Consider the following 21338-nt stretch of genomic DNA (forward strand, 5'->3'; position numbering starts at 1 on the left):
TCGATCGGGGGTTTCTCCTAGGTTGCCGTTCGGTGGAGAAATGGGCACAGTAGGGCTCGATTCCCCGAATGAGGCGGGTGAGAACGGTGTGGCCCGCCTTCCGATGTGGCAGAGGATGAGTTGGTTATGGGCGAGACCCCCGGTTCGTTGGTTCGAGCGCAGTCCGGGTTGGGCGACCACGTCTATGACGTGGCGACTTCTGATGCGCACTCTCAGGTGTTCTCGGTTCTGGTGGAGGAGCACTGGGAGCGTCTGACGGCGGGGGAGTTCGCGACCGAGGTGACGTCGGTGGCCAAGGGTCTGGTGGCCGCCGGGGTGTCCGATGGCGATCGGGTGTTGGTGGTGGCGCCTTCCAATCACGACTGGGTGCGTTTGGCGTACGCGGTGTGGTCGGTGCGCGGGGTGTTGGTGCCGTTGCCGGTGGAGGCCTCGGCGGAGCGGTTGGCGCATGTGGTGCGTCAGGTGCGTCCTGCGGTGGCGGTGGTCGCCGGTGAGCGGGCTCATCGTGTGGTGGTGGGTCTGCAGCGGGAGATGCCGGATCTGGGGCGTGTGTGGCGGTACCAGGAGGACTTGCCGGAGGTGGTGGGTCTGGGTGCGTACATGGACGCGACGGCGGTGCGTTTTCGGCGGGACGAGGTGGTGCCGGAGGATCCGGCGGTGGTGTTGTACCCGGTGAGCACGGAGTCGCGTTCGATGCGTGGTGCGGTGCTCTCGCACGGGGCGTTGTTGTCGTCGGCGGCGGATCTGGTGGATCGGATGTGGCCGCGGTTGTCGGAGTTGGCGGCTGGGCGGGCGAGCGCGGTGATGGATCTGCCGTTGTCGCAGTTGCCGGGGTTGTCGACGATGGTGGCGTGTGTGGTGGGCGGGGTCCGGTTGGGTGTGGTGGAGCCCGGGCGGTTGCGTGCGGAGTTGGCGCGGTTCAAGCCGACGGTGTTGGTGTGCACGTCGAGGGATCTGGAGGGTGTGCACGGGGCGGAGCGGGCTACGGCGCATTCGACGGACTGGGACTCGGTGGGGACGTTCAACGCGGCTATGGACGCCGCGGTGCAGTTCGACCAGGCGAAGAAGAAGGGTGCCTGGGCCCGGTTGTCGCGGTCGATGTACGACTGGTCGTTCTCCAAGATCCGGGATGTGTTGGGCGGTCGGGTGCATCTGGCGGTGTGCTGGGGCGGTGGGTTGACGGAGCGGTTGGACAGTTACTTCGGTGGTGTGGGTGTTCCGGTGATGCAGGTGTACGGCATCGCGGAGACGGGTGGGGTGTTCAGCGCCAACGCGGTGGGCGATCGTGTGCCGGGGACGGTGGGTCGGGTGTTGTCCGATCGTCGTTGGTGGGTTTCGCCCGAGGGTGAGTTGCACCTGCGCGGTGGTGCGGTGTTCTTGGGGTATTGGGCCGATGTGGAGGGGACGCGGGCGGCGTTCCGTGAGGGTTGGTTGGCCACGGGTGTGTTGGCCGATGTGGACGAGGTCGGGTTCGTGAGGGTGCGTGGCCGGGTGCGGGCGCAGGCTTCGTTGGAGCCGGTTCCGGGGCGGTTCGTGCCGGGTCGGGTGGAGGGTGCGCTGGAGCGGCCGGGGATGGAGCCGGAGCGCGCCCTGGGCGTTGCTGAGGAGGCCGTTGAGCCGGTGGCTCCGGTGGAGGAGCCCGGGGGGTTCGAGGAGCCTTGGGTGTCGCAGGCACGTGCGGTGCGGGCCGAGCCGGAACCGGTGAGGTCGGTGGAGTCGGGTGTGGTGGCGCGTGCCGGTGAGGTGGAGGGGGGCTCGGACGCGGAGTTGGTGGCCGGGTTCGAGGAGCGGTTGCGGGCGCATCCGTTGATCAGCCAGGTGTTGGTGATAGTGGAGGGGCGTCCGTTCGCCAGTGCGTTGGTGACGTTGGTGCGTGATCAGTTGGAGTATTGGCGGTTGGTGAACGGGCGGCCGTTGTCGATGGCGCCGGAGGAGATCGCGGGGGATCGTGATCTTCTGCGTGAGGTGCAGGGGTTGGTGTATGAGGCCAATCGGAGTGTGCCGCGGCATTTGGCGGTGCGGTCGTTCCATGTGTTGGCCGAGGAGTTCACGGTGCAGTCGGGGTTGGTGCATCCTTCGGGTGAGTTGCGGCGGGATGCGGTGTTGCGTGCGTTCTCGGAGGAGATCGACGGTTTGTATCGGGTGCGTCGTGATTAGTGGTTGTTGAGTGTGGGTGGTTGCGGCCGCGGTCCCTTGGGGGTCGCGGCCGCTTCGTTGTGTTGGGGGTGGGTGTCTATTGGTGTGGGTCTTGGCCGTTGAGGTAGGCGAGGACGGCCAGGACGCGGCGGCTGTCGTCGGAGGAGGGTGGTAGGTCGAGCTTGGTGAAGATGTTGTTGATGTGTTTGCTGACGGCTTTTTCGGTGATGTAGAGGCGTCCTGCGATGGCGGAGTTGGAGCGTCCTTCGGCCATTTCGGAGAGGACTTCGCGTTCGCGGGGGGTGAGTTGGGCCAGGGGGCCGCTCTGGTCTTGTCGGGCCAGGAGTTGGGAGATGACGGCGGGGTCCATGGCGGTGCCGCCGGAGGAGACGCGGCGGACGGCTTCGATGAACTGGTTGACGTCGAAGACGCGGTCTTTGAGGAGGTAGCCGACGCCTCCGGTGTCGTCGGAGAGGAGTTCGCGGGCGTAGAGCTGTTCGACGTGCTGGGAGAGCACGAGGATGGGCAGGCCGGGGATGTGGGCGCGGGCGGCTATGGCGGCTTGGAGGCCTTCGTCGGTGAAGGTGGGGGGTAGGCGTACGTCGACGACGGCGATGTCGGGTTTGTGTTCGGTGAGGGCCGCTTGGAGGTCGGGGCCGTTGTCGAGGGCGGCGACGACGGTGAATTCGTGGGCTTGGAGGAGCCTTATGAGTCCGTCGCGGAGGAGGGCAAGGTCTTCGGCGATGACAACGCGCACGGGATCTCCAGGGTGATGATGGTCGGTCCGCCTGTGGGGCTGGTGATGTTCATCGTGCCATCGAAGGCGTCGAGTCGGCGTGCGATGCCGTTGAGTCCGCTTTCGGGGGTGGGGGTGGCTCCGCCGTGGCCGTTGTCGGTGACGGTGATGATGAGGCGTTGTCGGCCGTGGTTGATGTGGATCCAGGCGTGGGTGGCGCCTGCGTGTTTGGCGGTGTTGGTGAGGAGTTCGGCGATGGCGAAGTAGGCGGCTGATTCGACGGGGTCGGCGGGGCGGCCGGGGAGGTGGGTGGTGACGGTGATGGGGAGGTGGTGGGTGAGGGCGAGGGCTTGGACGGCGCCGGGGAGTCCGCGTTCGACGAGGACGGGTGGGTGGATGCCGCGGACGAGGTCGCGGAGTTCGGTGAGGGCTTGGCGGGTGGTTTCGCGGGCTTCGGTGAGCATGTCGCGGGCGGCTTGTGGGTTGGTTTCGACGAGGTTTTCGGCCATGCCGAGGTTCATGCCGAGGGCGACGAGGCGGGCTTGGGCGCCGTCGTGGAGGTCGCGTTCGATGCGGCGGATTTCGGAGGCTTGGGTGTCGATGGTGTCGGCGCGGCTGGTGGCGAGGTGGGCGACGCGTGCGGTGAGTCGGGCTTTTTCGGAGGGGGCGAGGATGAGGTGGGAGAGGCGGGTGCAGGCGTTGGTGGTGTGGGGGGTGAGGGTGTGGGCGAGGGTGGCGAGGAGGGTTGCGGGGATGAGGGCGAGGAGGGCTTGGGGTTGGGTGGTGGCGGTGAGGCCGTAGAGGTCGGTTGTGTGGTGCCAGAGGAGGAGGGCGTAGAGGGTTTGGTAGGTGGCGTGGGCGTAGAGGATGGCGGGGATGAGGGCGAGGGCGGTGAGGAGGGGTGAGGCGGTGAGCCAGAGGAGGTCTCGCCAGGTGGCGGGGTCGGTGAGGATGATGCGGACTCGGGTGATGATGCCGGTGGGTGGGAGGGGGCGGTAGGCGGCGGGGACGGGGGTTTGGAGGATTTTGGTGAGGGTGGTGCGTTGGGCGTTGGCGATGGTGCGGAGGGTGAGGGCGGTGAGGATGATGAAGGGGAGGCCGACCCAGAGGAGGGTGAGGAGGGCGGAGGCGAGGACGAGGGGGAGTAGGAGGAGGGCGGCTGTGTTGTGGGAGATGAGGAGGAAGAGGTAGGCCCAGGTGGTGGTGTGGGGTCCGCGGGGTGTGCGGGTGGTGGGCATGGTGGGTGTCTCTTCCTGGGTGGGTGGGTTGTTGGTTTCTATTGTGCGTGGTGGGGGTGGGGTGGGTCGGTGGTGGTGGCTCCTCTGGTTGGTGTGGTGGGTGGTGGGGCTTTGGTGGGTTTTTGTGGCTGGTTGGGGTGTTGGGGGTGGTGGTGTGCGGGGTGGTGTGGTGGATTTTCGGGGCAACTCGCCGGGTGCGATTTCTCGTGTGTTGCCGCGACCTGTGATGATCGTGGGTGTGTGGCGTGAACTGATCTTGGAGATGTATCCGGAGGCCGATCTGAGTGATGCGGCCGATGAGGTGATGCTGGCCGAGGTGGAGAAGCATTTGATGCTGCCTTTGCCGTTCGAGTTGGCGTCGTTGTTGCGTGAGACGGATGGGGTGGTGAACGAGTACGGGGATGAGGTGGTGTGGGGTGCGCGTCGGTTGGTGGAGGACAATCTGGCGATGCGTGGGGAGCCGGATTATCTGGAGTTGTACGCGCCGTTCGATGAGATGATCTTCTTCGGTGATTCGGATATGGGTCCGCAGTTCGCGTATGTGCATACGGACTATGGGCCGGGGATCGTGGTGTGGGATCATGAGAGTGATCGGCGTCGGTTGGTGGTGGTGTCGTTGCGGGACTATCTGGCGCGGTGTTTCATTCAGGGCAATGCGTGGTTCCGGTAGTGGTGGGTGGTTGTGGGTGGCGGGGGTGACCTGCCGGTTCGTGCTATTTTTTCGGGTGTGGCGGTGTTTGTACCGTCTGTTGTCGCCTGTCCGGAGAGTAGAGCCATGTCGGAGCAGTCTGTGCCCGTGCCCGTGACCGTCGTCCAGGGGCGGGAGGTGGCGGATTTCCCTGATCTTGCTCCGGAGGCGGCGCGTGGTCGGGTGTTGCGGGTGACGGTGACCGGTGAGGATGTGTTGCATCGGGCCGGTCGTGATGTGCCCGAGGAGATGTTGGGTGGCGCGGAGTTGTCGCGGTTGGTCGATGACATGTTCGTGACGATGTACGCGGCCGAGGGTGTGGGGTTGGCTGGTAGTCAGGTGGGTGTGGATTGGCGGGTGTTCGTCTATGACTGTCCTGATGATGATGGTGTGCGGCATGTGGGTCATGTGATCAATCCGGTGTTGGATGAGCGTGATGTGACCGATGCCGTGGTGGTGGATAGCGAGGGGTGTTTGTCGGTTCCGGGTCCGCACGCGGAGTTGGGGCGGGCGGAGCATGCGACGGTGCGTGGGGTGGACAGGGACGGCGCTGAGGTGGTGTTGTCCGGGAGTGGGTATTTCGCGCGGTGTTTGCAGCACGAGACCGACCACACGTGGGGGCGGTTGTATGTGGATCGGTTGTCCAAGCGTGAGCGTAAGCGGGTGTTGAAGAAGATGAGCGAGATGGCCGACAGTGTGTTCGCGCGTCGTGAGGAGCGGGCGCGGGAGTTGGAGGCGTACTCGGCCGGTTAGGTCCACTCTTGTGTGTGTGCGGCGGGCCGCGAACCTTGGGGGGTTCGCGGCCCGCCGTGTGTGTGGGGGGTGGTGGTTCGGTGGGTGTTTTTCCACGGCGGGTGTGGGCATGGGTGCGGTGGGTAGTGGTTGGTGGCCGTGGGGAAGTGGATGGTGGGTCGGTCACGGAGGGTGCCATTGGTCGTCTGTGTGGCTTTTTTCGGGTGCCTGTGGGGCTCCATTGGGGGTAGGTGGCTCTGGTGGTGGCCCTTTTTATGGGGTGTGTGGCCTTTTCGTGATCTTTGAGGGCGGTAGATTGCCCGGCATGCACAACGGGGATCAGGTCGAGCAGACCTCGACACAAAGCGTGGTCATCTACACCGACGGGGCCTGCAGCGGCAACCCTGGACCGGGGGGTTGGGGTGTGTGGCTGCGTTATGGGGAGCACGAGCGTGAGCTGTACGGGGGCGAGGCCCAGACCACCAACAACCGGATGGAGTTGATGGCGGCCATCCAGGCCTTGGAGAGCCTGACCCGGCCGGTGCCGGCGATCGTGCACACCGACTCCTCCTACGTGCGCAACGGCATCACCTCTTGGGTGCACGGGTGGAAGAAGCGCGGCTGGACCACCGCGAGCAAGAAGCCGGTCAAGAACGTGGACCTGTGGCGGCGACTGGACGAGTTGGCCGCACGCCATGAGGTCGAGTGGCGTTGGGTGCGCGGCCACAGCGGGGACGAGGGCAACGAATACGCCGATGAGCTGGCTCGGCGCGGGCGCGATGAGGCCGCCGCGGGGTGAGCCGGTGGGCAAGGGCGGGTGGGCCGTTGTGGCCGGCCCGCCCCCCTTTTTTGTTCGGCGTCGCCGGCAGATGGGGCATCGGGGGTGGGTGCGGCGGGCGTAGGCGTGGGTGGCAAGGGCCGGGCCGATGCGGGGTGGTGTGGGGTCGGGTGGGGGCCTCCCCCTGGGGTGGGGTGGTCTTCCCCCGATGGGGTGAGCCTGGGGGTCAGGTGTACTCACCGGCCGTGATGCCCTTCAGCGCCCGGCGATGCCGCGCTGGAACGGGTCGTTGAGGACGATCGGCCCTTCCAGGAGGTTTGCGGCCGAGGCGGTCGACCTTCTGGAGCCCTGTGTTCGGCAGAGCCCCGCTCATTCGCGGGTCTGGAATCGGTCGGGGTCCACGGGACGCTCGGCGCGCGGCAGGTTGGACACCACCAAACGGTAGGACTCGGCCACCAGCTCCTGGACCAGGGAGGCGTTGATCGAGCCGCCCGGGGCCAGGGTGATCCAGTGCTTCTTGTTCATGTGGTACCCGGGGCTGATGTCGTCGTGGTCTTGGCGCAGGGTCTTGGACTCCTCGGGGTCGGACTTGATGATCACCACCGGCCGGCCCGGGACTTCGGTCATGAGCATGAACACCTTGCCCCGGACCTTGAAGACCTCGTAACCCGGACCGAAGAACTCACCCGAGACCGTGTCTGGCAGCTCGCGAGCACGCTGTTCGGCTCTTTCCTGCAAGGTCGCACCGTCCACGATCGCCCTCCTTGACCTGATCGTTCCCGAGCCCGGACCGGACCTGCGCCCGGACGCCGCCGCGCGTGGCCCCTCGGGACTTCCTACCCTGGTCGACCTGCGCGTTCACCCTGTCGCCGGAGGACCTTGTCGTGTCGTGGACGCGGGCGCCACCGCCCTGTCCGACACCCTGGCCCTGGTGCGGCCCGGCGGCACCGTCTGCTTCAAGGCGATAGATCCGCCCGGTGCGAGGCGCTAACGCGGCCGGTTGTTCGATTGCTGCTCAAGCCCCGTGTCGGGTTCGGTGAGCGTATCGACCATCAGGCGGCGGGGTCCGGGGCCGGCGGCGGCGAGTTCGTCGTCGGGGTTGGACAGGGTGCAGGAGTTCAGGGACAGGCAGCCGCAGCCGATGCATCCGGTCAGGTCATCGCGCAGGCGGGTGAGTTGGGCGATGCGGGTGTCGAGTTCGTCGCGCCATTGGGCCGAGACCGAGGCCCAGTCGGCGCGGGTGGGGGTGCGGTTCTCGGGGAGTCGTTCCAGGGCCTGGCGGATGCGGGACAGGGGCAGGCCCACCCGTTGGGAGATACGGATAAAGGCCACGCGGCGCAGGGTGTCGCGGTGGTAGCGGCGTTGGTTGCCGGCGGTGCGGCGGCTGTGGATGAGGCCTTGGCGTTCGTAGAAGTGCAGAGCCGAGATGGCCACTCCGGAACGTTGGGCGACCTGGCCGACGGTGAGTTCCTTGGTTAGGGGTGCCACGGGGACCAGTTTAGGGGGCCGGTGGTGTGGGAGTGCGGGTGCTTTGGAGGGCGTACAGGCGTGCGTAGGCGCCGCCGCGTAGCAGGAGTTGGTGGTGGTCGCCGGTTTCGGTGAGGCGGTCTTGGTGGAAGAGCAGGATGCGGTCGGCGGTGCGGACCAGGGCGGGGTGGTCGGTGAGGGTGAGGTGGGCGGTGGTGGGTGTGGGGGCCGGTGTGGGGGTGGTGGGGTGGTCGATCAGGAGTAGGTGGGCGCGCGTGGTGTGGGCGTAGAGGGTGCGGGCCTGGTGGATGTGGGGGGCCAGGTGGGGTGGGAGTCGGTGGGTGGGGGTGGTGTGGGGGTGGTGGGCGAGCCCTGAGGTGGCCAGGGCTCGGTGTAGGTGGGGGTCGTGGGGGTCGGGGTGGGTGTGGCCGGTGATGGTTTGGGCCAGGGTGGGGTGGGTGGGGGTGGTGTGGATGCGGGTGTGGGTGGTGATGTGGCCGTTGGTGGGGTGGGTGTGGCCGGTGAGCAGGTGTGTCAGGGCGTGGCGGGCCGGGGGGCTCAGGTTCAGTAGGGCGATGTGGTGGCCGGGGTGGATGGCCAGGTCCAGGCGTGGCAGGTGGGGGTGGGACACGTCGTGTAGGTGCACCAGGGGCCCGCTGGTGGTGGGTGCGGATGTGGTGTGGTGCAGGCGGGTGCGGTCGGAGAGCCTCACGGGTGTCCGTTCGTGTGGGTGGTGTTCTCCTGGGTGGGACTGCTGGGGGTGGTGGGGAGTTCGGATGGTTTTTGTGTGTCGGGTCGAGTTCACAGCGTAAGGGTGGGGTGGTCAAGAGGGGGTGAGGTGGCGTGTGGGTGTGTCCGGATGTTTGGGGTGGGTGACCTTGTGGTCGTTTTCGGGGTGCGGTGGGGTGGTGCGTATGGGAAACGGTGCGCGGCACGAGGTGGTCATCGTGCTTTTCGATGGGATGCAGAGCTTGGACGCGACGGGGCCGTTGGAGGTGTTCGCGGGGGCGGCGCGGGCGCCGGGGGCACGGTATCGGGTGCGGACCGTCTCGGTGGACGGCAAGGCGGTGGTGTGTTCGTCCGGTTTGGGGTTGGTGCCCTCGATGGCGGTGGAGGAGGTGGGGCGGGTGGACACGCTGGTGGTACCCGGTGGGGAGGGTGCTCATGATCCGGATGCGGTGTTGGTGGGGGTGGTGCGGGAGTTGGCGGGGCGGGCCGCTCGGGTGACGTCGGTGTGTTCGGGGGCGTTCGTATTGGCGCGTGCGGGGTTGTTGGAGGGATTGCGCGTGACCACGCATTGGCGGCACTGCGCCCGGTTGTCCAGTGAGTTTCCGGGCTTGGTGGTGGAAGAGGATGCGGTGTTCGTGAGGTCGGGGCGGGTGTGGACGTCAGCCGGGGTGACTTCGGGGATCGATTTGGCGTTGGCGGTGGTGGAGGAAGATCTGGGGCGGGCGGTGGCTTTGGAGCTGGCGCGGACGTTGGTGGTTTTTCTGGTGCGTCCGGGTGGGCAGTCGCAGTTTTCGACCCAGTTGGCGGTGCAGGTGGCCGAGCGGGTGGAGGTGCGGCAGGTGCAGTATCTGGTGGATGCCGAGCCTGGGGCGGATTGGTCGGTGGCCAAGATGGCGGCTCGGGCGGGGCTGTCGGTGCGGCAGTTCTCGCGGGTGTTCACCGCTCAGGTGGGGTGTGGTCCGGGTCGGTATGTGGAGCAGGTTCGTTTGGAGTGGGCGCGGCGGCGGTTGGAGGAGGGGGCGGCGTCGGTGGAGACGATCGCGCGGGGGTGTGGGTTCGGTACGGGTGAGGCGTTGCGTAAGGCTTTCGTGCGGCGTCTTGGGTGTTCGCCTTCGCGGTATCGGGAGCGGTACGCGGTGGGGTCGGCCGTGGTCGGGTGTGGGGGTGGGGGTGGGGGTTAGGGTGCGCGAGGTCGGCTGAGTCTTGGTGGAAGCGGGTGCGCGATGCGGGGTCGGGATCGGGTGGCGCGGGTGTGGGCGCACATGGCGGTCAACTTCGAGCAGGGTGACTCGCCCGGCTATGCGGAGATCGCGCGTGGGGTGGCCTTGGACGCGGAGCTGGTGGGAGCGGTGTCGGCGCTGCCGGAGGGTAAGAGGCAACCGAACCTGTGGTTGGGGGCGGTGCGCTACCTGGGTGGGCCGGTGGGCTCTTTCGCGGCGTGGCGGGCGTTCGTGATGGAGCACTGGGAGCGGGTGGTGCGGGTGGTGATGGAGCGCTCGACCCAGACCAACGAGGTGGGTCGGTGCGCCACCCTGTTGCCGGTGTTGGCGCAACTACCGGGGCCGTTGGCTTTGATCGAGGTGGGGGCGTCGGCGGGGTTGTGTCTGTACCCGGACCGGTATCGGTACTCCTTCGATGGGGCGCCGCCGTTGGGTGAGGGGCCGGGGCCGGTGTTGGAGTGCGCCACCGAGGGTGGGGTTCCTGTTCCGGATCGGTTGCCGCGGGTGGTCTGGCGTGGGGGGATCGACCTGAATCCGTTGGATGTGGGTGATGCGGGTGATGTGGGGTGGTTGGAGGCGTTGATCTGGCCGGGTGGGCAGGAGGCGGGGCGGTTGGAGCGGTTGCGGGGCGCGGCGGCGGTGGTGGCGGCCGATCCGCCGGTGATGGTGGCGGGGGATTTGGTGGCGGAGTTGCCCGATTTGGTGGCGCGGGCGCCGGAGGGGGCCACGGTGGTGGTGTTGCACAGTGCGGTGTTGGCGTATGTGGGGCCTCGGGAGCGGGAGGGGTTCGCGTCGTTGGTGGGTCGGTTGGGTGTGCGGTGGGTGAGTAACGAGGGGTGGCGGGTCTTTCCCGGGTGGGAGGGTGCGCGTCCGGCGCGGGAGGGTTTTTTCACGTTGGCGTTGGATGGGCGTGTGGTGGCTCATGCGGGTGAGCATGGTCGGCGTTTGGTGTGGGTTTGAGGGAAGGGGGCGGGGGGCTTCACGCGTGGGTGTGGAGCCCCCCGGTTTTGTGTGCGGGTCAGTCGAAGCGGTAGGCGTCGACCTCGGCGATGAGGGTGTCGCGGCGTTCGGGGGTGAGGAAGGAGGCGGTGAAGGAGTTGCGGGCCAGGGCGCGCAGGTCTTCGTTGGTCAGGTTCAGGTGTTGTTGGACGCCCAGGTAGTTGTCGTGGACGTAGCCGCCGAAGTAGGAGGGGTCGTCGGAGTTGACGGTGACCAGGAGGCCGGCGTCCATCAAGGCGGGTAGGGGGTGCTGGGCCAGGGTGGGGACGGCGCGTAGGCGCACGTTGGAGAAGGGGCACACGGTCAGGGGTGTGCGGGTGGTGGCCAGGTGGGTCAGGAGTGCGGGGTCTTCCAGGGCGCGGATGCCGTGGTCGATGCGTTCGGCGCCCAGGTGGTTCAGGGCCTGCCAGATGTAGTCGGGAGGGCCTTCTTCGCCGGCGTGGGCGACGCGGCGCAGGCCCAGGTCGGCGGCGGCTTGGAAGACTTCGGTGAATTTGGTGGGTGGGTGGCCGACCTCGGCGGAGTCCAGGCCTACGCCGGTGATGTGGTGGAGGTGGGGGTGGGCGGCTTGGAGGGTGTCCATGGCTTCGGTGGCGGGGCGGTCGCGTAGGAAGCACAGGATGAGTTCGGTGGAGATGTCGTGGCGGGTGCGGGCTTGGTCCAGGGCCGAGACCAGGCCTTGGATGACGGTGTCCAGGGGGAGGCCGCGGTTGGTGTGGGCTTGGGGGTCGAAGAAGATCTCGGCGTGGCGTACGCCTTGGGTGGCGGCGCGGTCGAGGTAGGCGGTGGCCAGGTCGTGGAAGTCCTGTTGGGTGCGTAGGACGTCCATGAGTCGGTAGTACAGGTCGAGGAAGGATTGTAGGTCGGTGAAGTCGTAGGCGGTGCGTAGGTGGTCGACGTCGGTGTAGGGCAGGGTGATGTTGTTGCGCCTGGCGAGGTGGAAGGCGAGTTCGGGTTCGAGGGTGCCTTCGATGTGCAGGTGGAGTTCGGCTTTGGGGATGGCCATGTGAGCCCGCGATCCTTGTGGTGTGTTTGTCAGGGTTTTGGTCATTGTGGCTGATGGTGGGGTGTGCCTGGGTCGGGTGGGGGCGCGGCGTGGGACACACCCCCACAACGAAGAGGTGGGGCGACCCCGTGGTGGGGGCGCCCCTTGCTCGTGTGCGGTGGGTCAGTGTTCGTCGTCGCCTTGGCCGGGAGTCCAGTTCAGGGCGCTGGCGCGCTCCATGAACTCCTCGACGGTGATGTCGCCCTTGGCGAAGCGTTCGGCCAGTACGGTGCGGGCCGCGTCCTCCGGTCGGGGGGTGCGCGGGTGGGCCCAGGGCGGGGTGTGGCCCTTGCGGCGGGCGATGGTGAAGACCAGGGCGCCCAGGATGAGCAGGATGAGGACACAGAACATGAGGACTCCGGGAAGGAAGGGTGGTGGCCCGCCCTGCCAGTGCGGGGCGTTGGCGATGAGTGTTGTGGCGTTCATGGTCACCACCCTGGGTGGTGGGGGCCCTCGCGCGCATCGGTGTGGGGGCGGCTGTGTGCCTACGTTGGTGGGCGTAGGTGAAGATACGTCCGCCGCATCAGGTGCGAGGAGGGGGTGGGTGTTTAGGGTCGGGGTGTGGCAGAACGTGTGAGCAGGGGCGCCGTGGTCGTGGACGTGGCCTTGGGTGTGGTGCTGGGGGCGTTGGTGTTGGTGTGGTCCCGGGGGTCTTTGGCCTGGGACCGGACCGGCCAGGGTGTGGGGGGTCCTCCTTGGGCGCGTCAAGGCGCCGGGTGGGATCAGGTGCAGCAGGTGGCCTTGCCTTGGGGTGTGTGGGCGGGCGTGGTGGTGTTGGTGGTGGCGGTCGCGGTGCGGCGGCTGTGGCCGGGGCCCGCGGTCGCGGTGGCCGGGGTGGGTGCGGTGTTGGTGATGGCCGCCGGTGTGGGGACGGGACCGGCGGTGCTGATGTGCGCACTGGTGGTGTTCTCGGCGGGGCTTGGTCTGACCCCGGGGGTGTTCTTGGGGTGGACGGGTCCGGTGGTGGTGGGTGCGGCGTTGCTCTCGCAGGTGGGGCGGCCCTGGTGGGGGTGGGCCGATGGTTCGGCCCCTGCGGCGGTGGTGTTCGCGGTGGGGGCGATGGCGCTACCGGCCGGGGCGGGGGTGTTCGCCAGGGCGCGGCGGGCCGGGCGTGAGCGTGAACGCTCCCAGGAGTTGGCGCGTTCGCGTTATGAGGAGCGGTTGAGTATCGCGCGGGAGGCGCACGATGTGGTCGGGCACAGCCTGTCGGTGATCAGCATGCAGGCGTCGGTGGCGTTGCACGTGGTGGATCGGCGTCCCGAACAGGCTCCGGTGGCGTTGGCGGCGATCCGGGACGCCAGCCGGGAGGCGTTGGAGGAGTTGCGTGGCACGTTGGCGGTCTTTCGGGATGGGGGTGAGGTGGGTCGGGGGCCGGTGGCCGGGTTGGATCGGGTGGAGGGGTTGGCCGAGTCGGTGCGCCGGGCCGGGCACCGGGTGGAGGTGGTCTGGGAGGGGGAGCGGTCCGGGCCGGGTTCTGGGGTGCAGGTGGCGGCGTTTCGGATCGTGCAGGAGGCATTGACCAACGTGGTGCGCCACGCCCCCGGCGCGGGGGTGGTGGTGCGGATCGAGTGCGGGCGGGAGTGGGTGGTGGTGGAGGTCGTCGATGAGGGAAGCGGTGGGGTGGTCGTGGAGGGGATGGGGATCGCGGGGATGCGTGAGCGGGCCCGGGCAGTGCGGGGGACGGTGTCGGTGGGGGTGGCCCAGGGTGGCGGTGTGCGGGTGCGTGCGGATCTGCCGGTGCGGGGGTCGCGGTGATGGTGCGGGTGGTGGTGGCCGACGACCAGGCGTTGGTGCGGATGGGGTTGCGGGTGCTGCTTGAGGCCGAAGGCGACATGGAGTTGGTGGGTGAGGCCGCCGATGGGGTGCGGGCGGTGGAGTTGGTGCGTGAGCTGCGTCCCGATGTGGTGTTGATGGACGTGCGCATGCCGGAACTGGACGGGTTGGGGGCGCTGCGCGTCATCGGATCGGACCCGGATCTGGTGGCCACCCGGGTGGTGGTGCTGACCACCTTCGAGTTGGACGAGTACGTGTTCGAGGCGTTGCGGGGTGGTGCGAGCGGTTTCCTGATCAAGGACGGGGAGCCGCAGGAGATGTTGGCGGCGGTGCGGGTGGCCGCCCGGGGGGAGGCGTTGTTGTCGCCCTCGGTCACACGGCGGGTGGTGGCCGCCTTCACCGAGCGCGGGGGCGGGATCGGCGGGGTGGTTCCGGACGTTGGGGTGTTGACCGAACGCGAACGTGAGGTGGTGGCGTTGGTGGGTGAGGGGTTGAGCAACGAGGAGATCGCGCAACGGCTGGTGGTCTCCCCCGCCACCGCCCGCACCCACGTGTCCAGGGCGATGGTCAAGCTGGGGGCCAGGGACCGGGCCCAGTTGGTGGTGTTCGCCTTCCGGGCCGGACTGGCGCGCTGACCCGTGCCCGGGTGCGGGCGCGGGCGCGGATCAGCGGTGGGTGTCACAGGGCGCGGAAGCGGTCCATGGCCAGGGCGACGATCTGTCCCAGACCGGCGACGTTGGTGGTGTGGGCGGCGTCTTCGACGATGTGCAGCTTCGCGGCCCGCCAGCGTGCGGCCAGGTCGTGGGCGATGTCGGCGGGGCCGCTGATGTCCAGACGACCGTGGGCCAACACGGCCGGTAGGTGGGCGATGCGTTCCATCCCTTGGAGGAGTTGGTCGGGGGCCAGGAAGCAGTCGTTCGCCCAGTAGTGGGTGACCAGGCGGGCGAAGGTGGCGCGAAAGGCGGGGTCGTGGAATCGGGGGTGGGGTGTGTGGCCGGGGGCGGTGGCCACGTGGGTGTCCTCCCACGCACACCAGGCCTGGGCGGCCTCGAAACGAACCTGTGGGTCGGGGTCGGCCAGAAGGCGTGCGTAGGCGGCCGGGAGGTGGTGGGGGTCGGCGCCCGGGCCCGCGGCCGCGCGGAAGCGTTCCCATTGGTGGGGGAAGACACGGCGCATGGTGTGGGTGATCCAGGTGATCTCCGCACGGGTGCCGGTGGTGATGGCGAACAGCACCAGGGCGCGCACGACCTCGGGGTGGGTTTGGGCGTAGGCCAGGGCCAGGGTGGATCCCCAGGAGGCGCCCAGTAGGTGCCAGCGGTCGATGTCCAGGTGGGTGCGCAGGGCTTCGAAGTCGTCGATGAGGTGGGCGGTGGTGTTGGTGGTCAGGTCGGTGGTGGGGTCGCCGGCGTTGGGTGTGCTGTGTCCGCTGCCGCGTTGGTCGAGCAGGATGAGCCGGTAGTGGTGGGGGTCGGTGAAGCACGACCATTTGTGGGAGGAGCCTGAGCCGGGGCCGCCGTGGATGGCCAGGACGGGTATTCCGTGGGGGTTGCCGGTTTCTTGCCAGAACAGGTGGTGGCCGCCGGGGCGGGGTAGGTGGCCGTTGGTGTGGGGTGTGGTGGTGGGGTGCACGCGCGGGGGTCCTTTCGGGGTCGAGGTGGGTGTGGTCGTTTGGTGTGTTGGGGGATTTGGGTGGGAGAGGTCGATGGGGTGGCCGATCCGTTCTCGTCGTTCTGGTCGCGGTAGCGCTTGTGCACGCCGGCCTCGCCGTGTCCTGGGGGTGGGATCCACCAGGTGCCGGTGGGGGTGACCTATGAGCCGCAGCGGTATCGGGCGCGGGTGTTCACCTTCGCCTGCGGTTGCGTGGCGCGCACCGTGGCCGCTCATCCGGCGGTGGCCGAGGCCGTGCGGCGTTATGGGCGGCGGTACCGGGTGCGCGGGCCCGACCCCTGAGCGGGTGGTGATCGAGATCGTGGTGGATCGGGTGTTGGGTGGGGTGCGGCCCGAACTTGAGGGCATCGCGGCGCTGTGCGAGGACGAGCACACCCGGGGCCGGCTCCAGGTCGATCAGTGTGTGGACGCCGCGGGCGGGCGCATGTTCGCCCGGATTCAGCACGGTGGGCGGTCCGGTCGCTCACCTTGAGCTTGCCGCAGCGGGTCGCGCCGGGCGCATGTACTGCCCGTTGCCCTCTCCCGGCTTATCTTGTGGGCGGTCCAGGTCAGGCCAGCCCGCCGCCCGCGCGCAGGTTCTGCCCGGTCATCCATCGCCCGTCCGGCCCGACCAGGAAGGCCACGACGTCGGCGATGTCGTCGGGTCGTCCCAGCCGACCCAACGGGGTGATGGGGATGACGACATCGGCCACGTCGACTCCGGGGTTGTTGCCGTGCAGTAGGTCGGTGTCGGTGGCTCCGGGCGAGACGCTGTTGACGGTGATCCCCCGGGCGCCGAGCTCGCGGGCCGCGCCGGCGGCGAACTGTTCGACGGCGGCCTTGCTGGCCGCGTGCACTCCGGTGGCGGCGGTGGGCGCCACAGTGTTGATCGTCGAGATGTTCACGATGCGTCCGCTGTCGCGCAGCCGGGTTCCGGCCTCGCGCATCAGAGTGAACACCGCGCGGGTGTTCACCGCCATGATCTGATCGTAGTCGGCGTCGCTGGTTTGCGAGATCGACGCCGGCACGGTGCTCGACCCGGCGTTGTTGACCAGGATGTCCAGCCCGTTCAGTTGCTGCTCGGCCGCGTCGTACAGCGCGACCGCCGCGGTCCGCTCGGCCAGGTCGGCCTGCACCGCGGTCGCTTTGGGCACGTCGGCCTCCAGCGCCGCGGCGGCGGCCTCGTCGCGGGCGAAGCTGAACACCACGCTTGCTCCGTCACGCGCCAGGCGTTGCACGATGGCCCGCCCGATCCCGCGTGACCCACCGGTCACCAGTGCGGTCTTCCCGTCCAATGCGCCCATGACTGGTCATCTTGACATGTCGGACCAGCGTGGCGCGAGAGGTTCGGCCCACGCGACGGCTTCGTCTGGTGGGGAAGCGTGCCCTCTTTTGGTGGTACTTCAGCGCGAGTGGCACCGCCGGCAGTGCTTGAGGGCTGTTGGTGTGTTCGCGTGTCCAGGCGATCTCATTGTTCTGTGGGGTGAAGGGCCCGTGCGGTATCCGTGTGGAGGTCGGCTTCGTGAGGCGGGGGTGGGCCGTGCGCTCGATGCAGGTCACCGGAGGTCTTCTTCGGCCAAGGGGTGATGAACGCGCACACCGTGGTCGGGAGCCGAACGGGGCCGCAGCGGGTTCATCGAACCGCGATCGGCCGAGGAGGGGCTGTGGCTGCTCAGCGGCTCAGGAGGGCCCCGCAACGTCGTTGCCCCTTTTGAGCTTATTTGGTTCATCTCGGTAAGGCTCAGGCAGGTGGGCCGGGGTGATGTGGCTCAGAAGCCCGTGGTGGTGGGTGTGGTCCCGGTGTCGGGGTCAGGTGTGGTCGATGGGGGTGAGCACACGGGCCAGTAGGGCGGCCAGTTGGGTGCTCTCGTCCTGGCTCAGGGGGGCGAGCAGGTCGGTGTCGATGCCCAGTTGGCGGGCGAAGAGGGTGTCGGCGAGGGTTTCGCCTTCGGGGGTCAGGCGCACCAGGGTTTCGCGGCGGTCGCGTTCGATGCGGGTGCGGGTGAGCAGTCCGGCTTCTTCGAGGCGTTGGAGGCGTTTGGTGGTGGCGGCGCCCGAGGAGATGGTCTCGCGGGTCAGGTGGCGTGGGCGCAGGCCGCCGGGGGAGCGGCGTAGGGCGGCCAGGATCTCGAATTCGGGTCGGGAGACGCCGGTGTCGGTGAGGGCGTCGTCGGTGCGGTTGTTGGCCAGGGCGGCCAGGCGGCGGACGCGGCCGATGGCTTCCATACCGGTCAGGTCCGTGCCGGGGTGTAGTTGGGCCCAGTGTTCTTGGAAGCGGGCCACGGCGTCGCTCAAGGTGAGGTGTCTTTCGCTGGGTGGCGTTGGGATCGTATCCACCCTATAATAATTTACTTGTGAACTACTTTTCTTCTTTTTGGGGGCGGTCGAGCACCCTCTTCGACTCCAAAGGCTCCCTCTCGCCCCGCCGCGTACGCGGCAACGTCGTCGTCACCGCCACCCGAGTGGGCCTATGTCTGCTGGCGGTATTGACCACCCTGTACCTGGCCGGACGCATGGACCTGGCTCCCTACGCCGCCATGGGCTGCTTCACCGCCCTGTACGCGCGCGATGACACCTACCGTCGCCGCGCACCGATCCTGGCCCTGGTGGCCGGCGGACTGACCCTGGCGGTGGGCGCCGGCGCGCTGACCTCGGCCCTTTCGACCTCCATGCTGGGGCCCATCGTGGTGGTGGCCCTGGTGGCGGCCGCGGCCAAGTACACCTCCGACACCGTGAACCTGGGCGCCCCGGCCGGGCTGATGTTCGTCTTCGCCGCCGGAGTGGCCGCCTACGCCCCCCAAACCCTGGCCGGGGTGCCCATCAACACGGCGACCATCGCCGCATCCAGCGCCCTGTGCTGGGTGATGGCCATGGTCGGGGTGTTCTTCCACCCCCGCGCCGGCCACCGCCTGGTCGTGGCCCGAGCCCTGCACGCGGTCGCCGACCACCTGCACGCCCCCACCCCCGCGCGAGGCCAGGGCGCCGAAGCGGCCCTGCACCGGGCCCACCGGTTGTTGGGCACCACCACGCGCACCGACACCGTGCTGACCCTTGAGGTGATGATCGCCCGCGCCCACACCCTGCTGGCCACCGGCGGCGACCGGGTACTGGAGGGGCGCCGGGCCGCCGAACTACGCGAGCTGGCCCGCCGCGTGCGCACCCGCCGCCACCTGGACCCGCTGGTCACCGACGAGGAACTGCGCACCTTCAGCGCCCACGCCGACCGGATCCGCCTGGCGCGGCCCGGTGAGAGGGGACCGCGCCCGCGCATGGTGTGGGCGCTGCGTGTGGCCCTGGCCTCCCTGGCCGCCGGCGCGTTGGCCTGGTCCTTGGGCATGGGACACGGCTACTGGGCGACCGTTTCGGCGGCCTCGGTGTTGCAGGCCACCAGCGTGACCGTCACCTGGCACCGCACCCTGCAACGAGCGCTGGGCACCGTGGCCGGTACGGTCGCGGCCGCCGCACTGTTCGCGGTGGTGGACACCTCCTCGGTGTGGACGCTGATCGCCGTGGTGGTGCTGTGCCAGGTGGGCGCGGAGTTGTTGGTGAGCACCAACTACGCGTACGCGATCGTGTGCGTGACCCCGTTGACGTTGGCGCTGTCGGCGTTGGCCCATCCTGGCGCGGGAGCCTCGGACCTGGTGGGTGAGCGGTTGGCCGCCACCGTGCTGGGCGCGGTGGTGGGCGTGGTGGTGCCCCTGCTGGTGCGCGACAGGTCGTTGCACCAGCGCCTGGAATGGGCCTTGGCCGAATGTGAACGCGCGTGCGTGGCCGCCGAGAGGGTGGGGATGGAGGTGGGGGCACGCCACCGGTTGGTGGAGGCCCACGCTCGGGCGCGCGAGGCGTTGGCGGTGGCCGCCGGTGAGGTCGGTGGGCCGGATTCGCTGGAGCACGCCGAAGCGGTGTGCGCCCGCGCCCAGGCGTTGTTGGACAAGGACCGCTCCTACACGAGGGTGTGAGCGAGAAGGTGGGGGCCGGGGTGGGTGGCATCCGCACATGCGCCCGCCCTCCCCGGCCCCGGTGAGGGAAATGGTCCTTGCCAGGGGCTCGCAGGGGGATGAACGCCGACGCTATCCAAGGTGTCGTAACGCACGGTGAACGTGGCGGGTGCGGTCGTGACGGTGGGGTGAACATCACTGGTGGGCGCCTGGCGCTTGGGGGCCTGGGTGTTGCCTCGGCAGCCATCGGTCTCGCCCGTTCGGGTGCCCGAACACACCGGCGCGGGGCGGTGGCGCTGAACAACGCCGCTCAGGTGGGGGCCCAGTGGGGGTGTGTGCCAAGCAGCCGCATCAGGGCGAGCAGACGGGAGGCGGGCGGGGCGCTCCAGTGGCGCCGGCCCGGTCGGGGGTGGGGTTCGCGCAGGCGGGCCAGGGCCCAGGTCAGATGGTGGAGCAGGATGCGGGAACGCCAGGCGTGTTCTGTTCGCGGTGGGTGGGGATAGCCGGCCAGGACCTCGGGAAGCCAGTGCGGTGGGAGTTTGGCGAAGTCCACCGCCGCCTCGGCCAAGGCCGCGTCCCCCAGGTCCACGATCCCCGACAGGGCACCGTCTGGGGTGGCGAGCACGTTGGTGGGGGTCAGGTCCCCGTGGATCAACACCGGCCCGGGGCGGGGGTGGGCGTCGTTCAGGCGGCGCAGCAGACCCGTGCACCAGGTGGTGGTGTGGGCGTCGAGCACGCCGATGTGGTGCAGGTGTTGGAGCAGATCGGTCGGATCGGTGGACTCGCCCTGTCGGGGTGGGGTGCGAAGGTTCGCGGTGGGCAGATGGTGCAGGCGCCCCATTCTTTGGCCCAACTCCCGCAGCAGAGCGGGTGCGGGAGTTGCGGTGGTGGCCAGGTCGGTGCCGGGCAAGCGGGTCTGTAGCAGGTAGGGCACGGGGGTGGTGGCGTGTTCGACCAGGGCCGGGGTGCCCACCCGGGCGGTGTGGGCCAGGGGCAGGAGTTCGGCCTCCTTGGCCAGGTCCTGGGCGTGTTCGCGGAGGCGGGGAACGCGCAGGACCAGATCGGGGCCCAGGGCCAGGACGTGGTTGGCCTCCCCCACAGGCAGCGATCGGATGCGGTCGGGGGTGATGCGGTGGCGGGCGGCCACCGCGCGCACGAGTTCCTCCACCTGTGGGCGGGCACTCACCGGCGTGCTCGGGTGGGGTCCTGGTCCAGGGTGCGGTACATGATGTGCAACCCCACGTGGCCCTGGGTCGGGTGGCGTAACCCCCGTTCCAGGGTGCCCACCACACCTAAGCCCGACGACTCGTACAACCCGGTGGCGCGGGTGTTGGTGATCGACATGGGATGAGCATGTCGGGTGGGCGGCGGGGGCGCCACGGGTTTTTCGGCGGGGGCGGGGCCTGGCCACGAACGTGCGCCGGTGGGTCAGTCCTTGTGCAGTACGAAGAACAGGAAGCTCAGGAAGGAGGTGCGTCCCGCCAACTCCGAGGGGATGAGTTCTGCCGGGGTGTGGGGGGAGAAGGGCGGTTCGCTGATGCGGGTGATGCGAAAACCGGCCTGGGTGAAGGCGTCGGTCATCGCGTGCAGGGGCCGGTGCCAGTAGGTGAGGGTGGCGGGTCGTCCGTTGAAGGTGTGGGTTTGTGACCACTGGGCGATGGCGAAGTAGTCGGACTCAGGGGCGATCATCTTGTGGATGATGGGGTGGTTGACCGAGGCGATCAGACGCCCGCCCGGTTTGAGCACGCGGTGGAGTTCGGCCAGGGCACCACTCCAGTCCTGGAGGTAGTGCAGGACCAGGGAGCAGACCACGTCGTCGAAGGCGCCGTCGTTGAAGGGAAGGGGCCCGCCCAGGTCGGCCACGTGCAGCTCGGTGCCTGGCCCCAGGCGTTGGCGGGCCAGTTCGATCATCTTGGTGCTGGCGTCGAAGCCGGCCACGGTGGCGCCTTGGTCGCGTAGGGCCGCGGACAGGGGACCGGATCCGCAGCCGGCGTCCAGGATCTGTTTGCCCCGCACGTTCGCCGCGAGGTCGATCATGGCCGGGCGTTCGTAGTGGCCGTTGGTGAGGTTGTTCTCGTTGTCGATGGAGTAGGCGTCGGCGAAGTCGTCGTAGTCGTTCACGTGTGGTGGCCTCGAATCAGGTGGGGGGTCGCAACCGGGGGTGCGGCGGTGCCGGGCGGGGCCGCACCGGTCGATGATGCCGGCTTTTGGG

The 21338-nt window shown here is 68.8% G+C and carries 24 protein-coding genes and 1 pseudogene; 11 read left to right on the forward strand and 14 right to left on the reverse strand.

The genetic code is table 11. The features are described 5' to 3' along the window. Positions 1–126 precede the first annotated feature (126 nt). Positions 127–2157, forward strand: a complete 2031-nt coding sequence (locus tag ACWGSK_RS23655; RefSeq protein WP_358505955.1) for an AMP-binding protein — start codon at positions 127–129, stop codon at positions 2155–2157. Between the two features lie 76 nt (positions 2158–2233). Here the strand turns inward: ACWGSK_RS23655 and ACWGSK_RS23660 are convergent, their stop codons facing one another. Together ACWGSK_RS23660 and ACWGSK_RS23665 are read right to left on the reverse strand one after the other, a co-directional pair. After that, positions 2234–2893 carry a response regulator transcription factor gene (locus ACWGSK_RS23660; protein ID WP_358505952.1) on the reverse strand — a complete coding sequence of 220 codons (660 nt, stop codon included), beginning with the start codon at positions 2891–2893 and terminating at the stop codon, positions 2234–2236. After that, on the reverse strand, positions 2842–4110 hold the full coding sequence (locus ACWGSK_RS23665; protein WP_358505949.1) for a sensor histidine kinase: 1269 nt from the start codon (positions 4108–4110) through the stop codon (positions 2842–2844). Before ACWGSK_RS23665 ends, ACWGSK_RS23660 begins: the two co-directional genes overlap by 52 nt. Before the next feature lie 226 nt (positions 4111–4336). Between ACWGSK_RS23665 and ACWGSK_RS23670 the strand changes: the two genes are divergently transcribed. From ACWGSK_RS23670 to rnhA, 3 genes are all read left to right on the forward strand, one after another. Then, a complete protein-coding gene (locus tag ACWGSK_RS23670) occupies positions 4337–4780 on the forward strand; it encodes an SMI1/KNR4 family protein (RefSeq protein WP_067603760.1) in 444 nt (147 codons plus the stop codon). A 105-nt stretch (positions 4781–4885) separates the two neighbouring features. Further along, on the forward strand, positions 4886–5551 hold the full coding sequence (def, locus tag ACWGSK_RS23675) for a peptide deformylase (RefSeq protein ID WP_452456774.1): 666 nt from the start codon (positions 4886–4888) through the stop codon (positions 5549–5551). A gap of 304 nt (positions 5552–5855) precedes the next feature. After that, a complete protein-coding gene (rnhA, locus tag ACWGSK_RS23680) occupies positions 5856–6329 on the forward strand; it encodes a ribonuclease HI (RefSeq protein WP_358505943.1) in 474 nt (157 codons plus the stop codon). 348 nt (positions 6330–6677) lie between these two features. Here the strand turns inward: rnhA and ACWGSK_RS23685 are convergent, their stop codons facing one another. The 3 genes from ACWGSK_RS23685 to ACWGSK_RS23695 all read right to left on the reverse strand — a co-directional run bounded on the left by ACWGSK_RS23685 (position 6678) and on the right by ACWGSK_RS23695 (position 8487). After that, positions 6678–7061, reverse strand: a complete 384-nt coding sequence (locus ACWGSK_RS23685; RefSeq protein WP_358505940.1) for an MmcQ/YjbR family DNA-binding protein — start codon at positions 7059–7061, stop codon at positions 6678–6680. Positions 7062–7295: 234 nt separating this feature from the next. Next, complete coding sequence (gene soxR / locus ACWGSK_RS23690) at positions 7296–7796, reverse strand: redox-sensitive transcriptional activator SoxR (protein ID WP_358505937.1); 501 nt, start codon at positions 7794–7796, stop codon at positions 7296–7298. 10 nt (positions 7797–7806) lie between these two features. Further along, positions 7807–8487, reverse strand: a complete 681-nt coding sequence (locus tag ACWGSK_RS23695) for an ABC transporter ATP-binding protein (protein WP_452456775.1) — start codon at positions 8485–8487, stop codon at positions 7807–7809. Positions 8488–8689: 202 nt separating this feature from the next. Here ACWGSK_RS23695 and ACWGSK_RS23700 point away from each other — a divergent pair, with 202 nt between their 5' ends. Next, positions 8690–9685: a GlxA family transcriptional regulator gene (locus tag ACWGSK_RS23700; protein WP_358505931.1), complete on the forward strand. Its 996-nt coding sequence runs from the start codon at positions 8690–8692 to the stop codon at positions 9683–9685. Positions 9686–9727: 42 nt separating this feature from the next. Next, entirely contained in the window at positions 9728–10684 is a 957-nt protein-coding gene (locus ACWGSK_RS23705) for a DUF2332 domain-containing protein (RefSeq protein WP_358505928.1), read from the forward strand. Positions 10685–10742: 58 nt separating this feature from the next. On the opposite strand, the gene ACWGSK_RS23710 is transcribed toward ACWGSK_RS23705, so the two are convergent. Together ACWGSK_RS23710 and ACWGSK_RS23715 are read right to left on the reverse strand one after the other, a co-directional pair. Continuing rightward, complete coding sequence (locus ACWGSK_RS23710; protein WP_452456776.1) at positions 10743–11729, reverse strand: adenosine deaminase; 987 nt, start codon at positions 11727–11729, stop codon at positions 10743–10745. 162 nt (positions 11730–11891) lie between these two features. After that, on the reverse strand, positions 11892–12194 hold the full coding sequence (locus ACWGSK_RS23715; RefSeq protein ID WP_452456777.1) for an SHOCT domain-containing protein: 303 nt from the start codon (positions 12192–12194) through the stop codon (positions 11892–11894). A 135-nt stretch (positions 12195–12329) separates the two neighbouring features. Here ACWGSK_RS23715 and ACWGSK_RS23720 point away from each other — a divergent pair, with 135 nt between their 5' ends. Then, a complete protein-coding gene (locus tag ACWGSK_RS23720; protein WP_452456778.1) occupies positions 12330–13523 on the forward strand; it encodes a sensor histidine kinase in 1194 nt (397 codons plus the stop codon). Continuing rightward, the gene (locus ACWGSK_RS23725) at positions 13523–14176 is read left to right on the forward strand and encodes a response regulator transcription factor (RefSeq protein WP_358505918.1); all 654 of its coding nucleotides are present in this window, start codon (positions 13523–13525) and stop codon (positions 14174–14176) included. Before ACWGSK_RS23720 ends, ACWGSK_RS23725 begins: the two co-directional genes overlap by 1 nt. Before the next feature lie 43 nt (positions 14177–14219). Here the strand turns inward: ACWGSK_RS23725 and pip are convergent, their stop codons facing one another. Continuing rightward, positions 14220–15170, reverse strand: coding sequence for a prolyl aminopeptidase (gene pip, locus ACWGSK_RS23730; protein WP_452456779.1), 951 nt, complete (start codon positions 15168–15170; stop codon positions 14220–14222). Positions 15171–15344: 174 nt separating this feature from the next. Between pip and ACWGSK_RS23735 the strand changes: the two genes are divergently transcribed. Together ACWGSK_RS23735 and ACWGSK_RS23740 are read left to right on the forward strand one after the other, a co-directional pair. Next, on the forward strand, positions 15345–15491 hold the full coding sequence (locus ACWGSK_RS23735) for a hypothetical protein (protein ID WP_358505912.1): 147 nt from the start codon (positions 15345–15347) through the stop codon (positions 15489–15491). Between the two features lie 4 nt (positions 15492–15495). Next, a complete protein-coding gene (locus ACWGSK_RS23740) occupies positions 15496–15681 on the forward strand; it encodes a hypothetical protein (protein WP_358505909.1) in 186 nt (61 codons plus the stop codon). Positions 15682–15757: 76 nt separating this feature from the next. On the opposite strand, the gene ACWGSK_RS23745 is transcribed toward ACWGSK_RS23740, so the two are convergent. The 3 genes and pseudogenes from ACWGSK_RS23745 to ACWGSK_RS23755 all read right to left on the reverse strand — a co-directional run bounded on the left by ACWGSK_RS23745 (position 15758) and on the right by ACWGSK_RS23755 (position 17483). Continuing rightward, on the reverse strand, positions 15758–16492 hold the full coding sequence (locus ACWGSK_RS23745) for an SDR family oxidoreductase (protein WP_358505906.1): 735 nt from the start codon (positions 16490–16492) through the stop codon (positions 15758–15760). 70 nt (positions 16493–16562) lie between these two features. Continuing rightward, positions 16563–16748, reverse strand: a pseudogene (locus tag ACWGSK_RS23750) (hypothetical protein); the annotation flags it as partial. A gap of 249 nt (positions 16749–16997) precedes the next feature. Then, a complete protein-coding gene (locus tag ACWGSK_RS23755) occupies positions 16998–17483 on the reverse strand; it encodes a MarR family winged helix-turn-helix transcriptional regulator (protein ID WP_358505904.1) in 486 nt (161 codons plus the stop codon). Between the two features lie 59 nt (positions 17484–17542). Here ACWGSK_RS23755 and ACWGSK_RS23760 point away from each other — a divergent pair, with 59 nt between their 5' ends. Beyond that, positions 17543–19147 carry an FUSC family protein gene (locus ACWGSK_RS23760; RefSeq protein ID WP_452456780.1) on the forward strand — a complete coding sequence of 535 codons (1605 nt, stop codon included), beginning with the start codon at positions 17543–17545 and terminating at the stop codon, positions 19145–19147. A 289-nt stretch (positions 19148–19436) separates the two neighbouring features. Here ACWGSK_RS23760 and ACWGSK_RS23765 read toward each other — a convergent pair whose 3' ends face one another. The 3 genes from ACWGSK_RS23765 to ACWGSK_RS23775 all read right to left on the reverse strand — a co-directional run bounded on the left by ACWGSK_RS23765 (position 19437) and on the right by ACWGSK_RS23775 (position 21247). Further along, positions 19437–20312 (reverse strand): aminoglycoside phosphotransferase family protein, encoded by an 876-nt coding sequence (locus ACWGSK_RS23765; RefSeq protein ID WP_452456781.1) that lies wholly within the window; start codon positions 20310–20312, stop codon positions 19437–19439. Further along, positions 20309–20470 (reverse strand): hypothetical protein, encoded by a 162-nt coding sequence (locus ACWGSK_RS23770; RefSeq protein WP_452456782.1) that lies wholly within the window; start codon positions 20468–20470, stop codon positions 20309–20311. Before ACWGSK_RS23770 ends, ACWGSK_RS23765 begins: the two co-directional genes overlap by 4 nt. An 84-nt stretch (positions 20471–20554) precedes the next feature. Next, positions 20555–21247, reverse strand: coding sequence for a class I SAM-dependent methyltransferase (locus ACWGSK_RS23775; protein ID WP_452456783.1), 693 nt, complete (start codon positions 21245–21247; stop codon positions 20555–20557). Between the last annotated feature and the right edge of the window lie 91 nt (positions 21248–21338).

It is taken from the genome of Nocardiopsis sp. NPDC055551 (genome assembly GCF_053619415.1).